Here is a 4375-nt window from a genome sequence, read left to right on the forward strand (position 1 = left end):
GATCTCCCCTTTATCAGCCTTATCCAGACCAGCAATTAGATACAGGAGTGTCGATTTACCGCAGCCTGATGGCCCAACAATCGAAACGAAGCTTCCTTTCTCGACCTCTATGTTAATCTCATCGAGCACCTTTATGCTTTCTTTCTTTTCATTCAAAAAACTTTTTTCAATTCCATCTATTGTTAAATACATAAAGTCACCCCACTTTTAAATCGCATTGATTTACTAAACATTATTTCTTAATAATGATTAATCCAATGGTTTTTGTCAACTATAAAAATGCAAAAATTCTAATTTATCGGTATTTTTCAATCAACTCTTTTTATTGTATAAATAAAGCAATACTACTTAATTTCGTAAGAAACATTATTCTAGTTCCAACCCATAAATAGACAAATAGCCTGAGACCCTTAATAAAAAAGGATCCAGACTATTCTTCAATGATGATTTTTGTAAACGCGCCAACCTTTCACATTTAAGAAAAGTAGTTGGACCAATTTCTAGCGCAAACATACTTGACAGACTCCAAAGACTACCCTACCTATTTGACGAACTGGAGACATACATATATTCTCGTTTCTATTTTAAAAAATTCTGCTTCCATATAATTTATCCTTCATTTTTTGTGTTCTAGCATGCAATGGTTTCTTCAGAACGATACCTAAGATGAGAGTGATTATTAAAAAGAGAAATAAGACAAAAATATCCTTGCCAGCAACACTCCAGGTTATTCCCCCAACCGATTCACGAAGTAAACCAACTGCATAGGTGAATGGCAAGAAGGGATTGATATGTTGAAAAAATAGTGGTGTCACTTGAATAGGGAAAGTCCCGCCTGAACTTGATATTTGGAGGACCATTAAGACAACACTTATTCCCTTTCCCACATTTCCAAGAACTGAAACAAAGGTGTAGACAATGAGTGTAAATACTGTACTAATCAAGACAGAAAACACGATGTACTCAAATTTATCAGCTACATATACATCAATTAGGATAATATTGCCTATAGAAACACTGAGTGCCTGCATTAACCCAATGATGAAGAATATTAGGTACCGCCCAATATATATTTGATACGGGCTGTAAACTTTATGAGAAACATCCACGCTTAGCATTGAAATTAATATTGTGCCACCCACCCAAAGTGAAAGTGCGGTGAAGAATGGGGACATGGCTGATCCATAGTTTGGAATCGGAAATAAACTGTGTTTATTGAGTAGCACTGGTTCTGAAAAGAAGTCGCTTTCTTGCTCGATGTCATTTTTTAAGAAAGCAATCACTTCTTCCATGTTATAAGACTTATCGATTTCTCTCATTTTAGCCGCTAGAGCCTTTATTTTCGTTTCGATTTCTGGAAACTTATTCTGTAACTTATCGATTTCTCCTGTGCGAGTTTCCAACGTTCGATTGGTCTCATTTAACAGTGTCCTTACTTCAGGAAGAACCTGGCTACCCTCTTCCATTGTGAGCTGAACTTTTTTCAATATGGAATCCGTTTCATTCCAAATTTCATTGAATTTTGGTCCTGTTTCCTTTGAATAGTTATCCTGGAAGCTTGCCAAGACTTTATCATTGTTCTCACCAAGATCTATAAGTGAGCCAAAGGAACGGTTATTCAGCGCTTGAAGTTGATTCGAAGCATTATCCCGCAGATTATCCATTAGCTTTATTTCTGGTTGAAGCCAGTTATTCTCACTAAATTGATTGACTCTCACCAATAAATTATACATACTGTCCAACAGGTACAACTCTTTTTTTATCCTCGTTATCCCTTGTTCAACTATCTGATCCACCTCATTGCTAGGCAACTCCTGATTCGTTAACCGGTTTGCCAGCACTAAAATAGATTCATTATCGCTTCTTACATTTGCAAGATCATTTACTAATAGTGGATTGATCCCCTCGAATGCCTGCCTTGTTGAATCTACATAACTAGAAACGTCTGACACTAATTTGTCTTTTTGTGACGTTATTCCTTCAATTGAATCCAGACCATCATTAACCATCTTAATGATGTCTTCAGCCCTTTTTACATGTGTTTGGACCGTTTTGATATTTTGCTCAAGCTCAGGCAGTTTCTCCTCTAATAAATACACCATATTCTTCATTTTTTTAATGGTCGGTAACTCATTTTGCAATGTGATTCCCAGTTCATTAAAGATTGAAAGGATACTCCCGCTAGCTGTTTTAATAAAGCTTTTGCTCACATTGTCCACAATACTATTAGCCCCTGCTGCAGTCATTTTAGGAGCAATGGAATTGATTTTTTCATTAACATAGTAATCAATCTCCGCTTTAATGGGATCATCTGTCATGATGGTCGCAATATGTTCTGAAAAATCAGCTGGAATGATGATAGATGCGTAATAATCTCCCTTTTTCACCTTTGCAATGGCATCTTTTTCTGTTGTGAATCTCCAGCCTAAATCTGAATTCCCCTTTAGCCCCTCTATAACTTCATTGCCTAAGTTCACGGCTTCACCATTTAACTCTGTACCTTTATCATTATTGGAAATACCGACAAGGATGCCTTCCGTATTGGCATAAGGGTCCCAAGAAGCAACAATGTTAAACCAAGCATAAATAGACGGGATAAACATTAGAAAAATAACAACGATACAGACAAGCAAATTCCTATAAATACTTTTTAAATCGTCAATGAAAATTTCTCGAATATTTTTCAAACCTTACCCCCGCGCAAATAGTATTTTGTTACTATTATTCGAAAAATAGTCTCGATCAATACTAAGTAAACATATCCATAGTCTTTCCTCATATTGAAAAGAAGCCGGTGTCGATAACGACACCCGCTCCTAGAGTTTTGACTTATTTCTTTTAATAAAGAATTGCTAGTTGGTACGAATACTTTTTATCCTCTTCTGATTTTTACCTTACCTTCAAACATCTCAATAACACTTCACAACACTTTGTTTACTGGATCCTGAATTTTACTGTATAAGCAGTTACAATTTTGAGACCATAATTACTAACATTCTGAGTTCGTTCTTTATTATATTTTCTAGAAATATTTTTTAATCAGAAATTCATTGATAAAAAAGTGATTTCTCCAGGAGGAAAAATCACTTTTTTTGTCATATTATATTTTAGCGTTTTTCAATTACTTTTATCAATTCTCTTAAATAATCTGGAAGATCTGGAGGACGTCTGCTGGATACAAGATGTCCGTCTACTACAACAGCCTTATCTATCCATGTTGCCCCCGCATTCTCCATATCATCTCTAATACCAGGTGTACTCGTAACATTCTTCCCCTGCAAAATTTTAGCAGAGATTAAGACCCATCCTGCATGACAGATTTGTCCGATTGGCTTTTTACTTTCTTCCATGCTCTGGATAAGTGTAATCACTTCAGGAAAACGACGAATTTTATCAGGGGCCCAACCTCCTGGGACAAGGATGGCATCATATTCATCCGCTTTAATACTACTATATGCAAAATCTGATACAGCAGGCACACCATATTTTCCAATATACGTTTCATTTGCCTTTTCTCCAGCGAGGTGAACAATCGCTCCCTCTTCTTTTAAACGCAAGATTGGATACCAGAGCTCTAAATCTTCAAAATCATGGTGCACAAGACTGATAATTTTCTTTCCTACTAATCGCATGTAAATCTCTCCTTCTTTATTAAAATACATGGTTCCCCTTCACTTTACTATCCTTCCACATATATTGCCCTTTCCTGCTACCAGCTTATCTTTTAATATAACAAGGAAAGTATCTATTTTTGCTACTCTGTTCTCACAGTTATTTTACCATTTAATTTAATATTTTCCTTGCGATTGAATTTTTAGTCTTTCATGATTTTTTCTGCGAAACTAGCATTTCCCCCTACAGAAATTCACAATTTCATCTATGAAATATCTATTATCGACACTGTTCCATTCTATTCTATGGACATAGAAAACCCCCGAACAAGATATTCGAGGGTAAGGTTTATACGTAACGATCTTCTTTGTATAGTAAATTGATAAAATAAAAAACGGCAAAAACATTGCTTAACAATGCTTCCGCCGTTCGGATGACCTGTGAGGGATTCGAACCCACGACCCCTTCCCTGTCAAGGAAGTGCTCTCCCACTGAGCTAACAAGTCGTATGTATTAATTAGCTTGTTCTATTACTTAAGTACATAATTTATTATAAGTTTTTTTAATAAAAAGTCAACGAATTATTTTAAAAAAATTTTATGTTTATCTTTTAAGGAATTTCTCTGTTAAAAAATACGAACTAGTGTTCTTTTTTTATTTGCATAAAAAACATACGTTCGTATATAATGAAAGTATGCTAAGGAGTGATAAAAAATGAAATATATTCTTCGTAAACATTTGGAGGGGAATATTCCCTTAGAGA

Annotated in this window: 3 protein-coding genes and 1 tRNA gene; all 4 read right to left on the reverse strand. The window is 35.3% G+C overall.

What is annotated here, in order from left to right; genetic code table 11:
• A partial coding sequence (locus AC1DUW_RS21770; RefSeq protein WP_477643436.1) for an ATP-binding cassette domain-containing protein occupies positions 1–192 on the reverse strand: 192 nt, incomplete at its 3' end.
• A 392-nt stretch (positions 193–584) separates the two neighbouring features.
• On the reverse strand, positions 585–2687 hold the full coding sequence (locus tag AC1DUW_RS21775) for a YhgE/Pip family protein (RefSeq protein WP_477643437.1): 2103 nt from the start codon (positions 2685–2687) through the stop codon (positions 585–587).
• 420 nt (positions 2688–3107) lie between these two features.
• Positions 3108–3632: a type 1 glutamine amidotransferase domain-containing protein gene (locus AC1DUW_RS21780; RefSeq protein WP_053345031.1), complete on the reverse strand. Its 525-nt coding sequence runs from the start codon at positions 3630–3632 to the stop codon at positions 3108–3110.
• A 414-nt stretch (positions 3633–4046) separates the two neighbouring features.
• Positions 4047–4118 (reverse strand) — tRNA-Val (locus AC1DUW_RS21785).
• Positions 4119–4375: the final 257 nt, after the last annotated feature.

Source organism: Peribacillus sp. P4_C12 (assembly GCF_056402095.1).

Coding starts and splice junctions, on each gene's coding strand:
- AC1DUW_RS21780 (WP_053345031.1), bottom strand. CDS start 3,632: ATGCGATTAGTAGGAAAGAAAATTATCAGTCTTGTGCACCATGATTTT.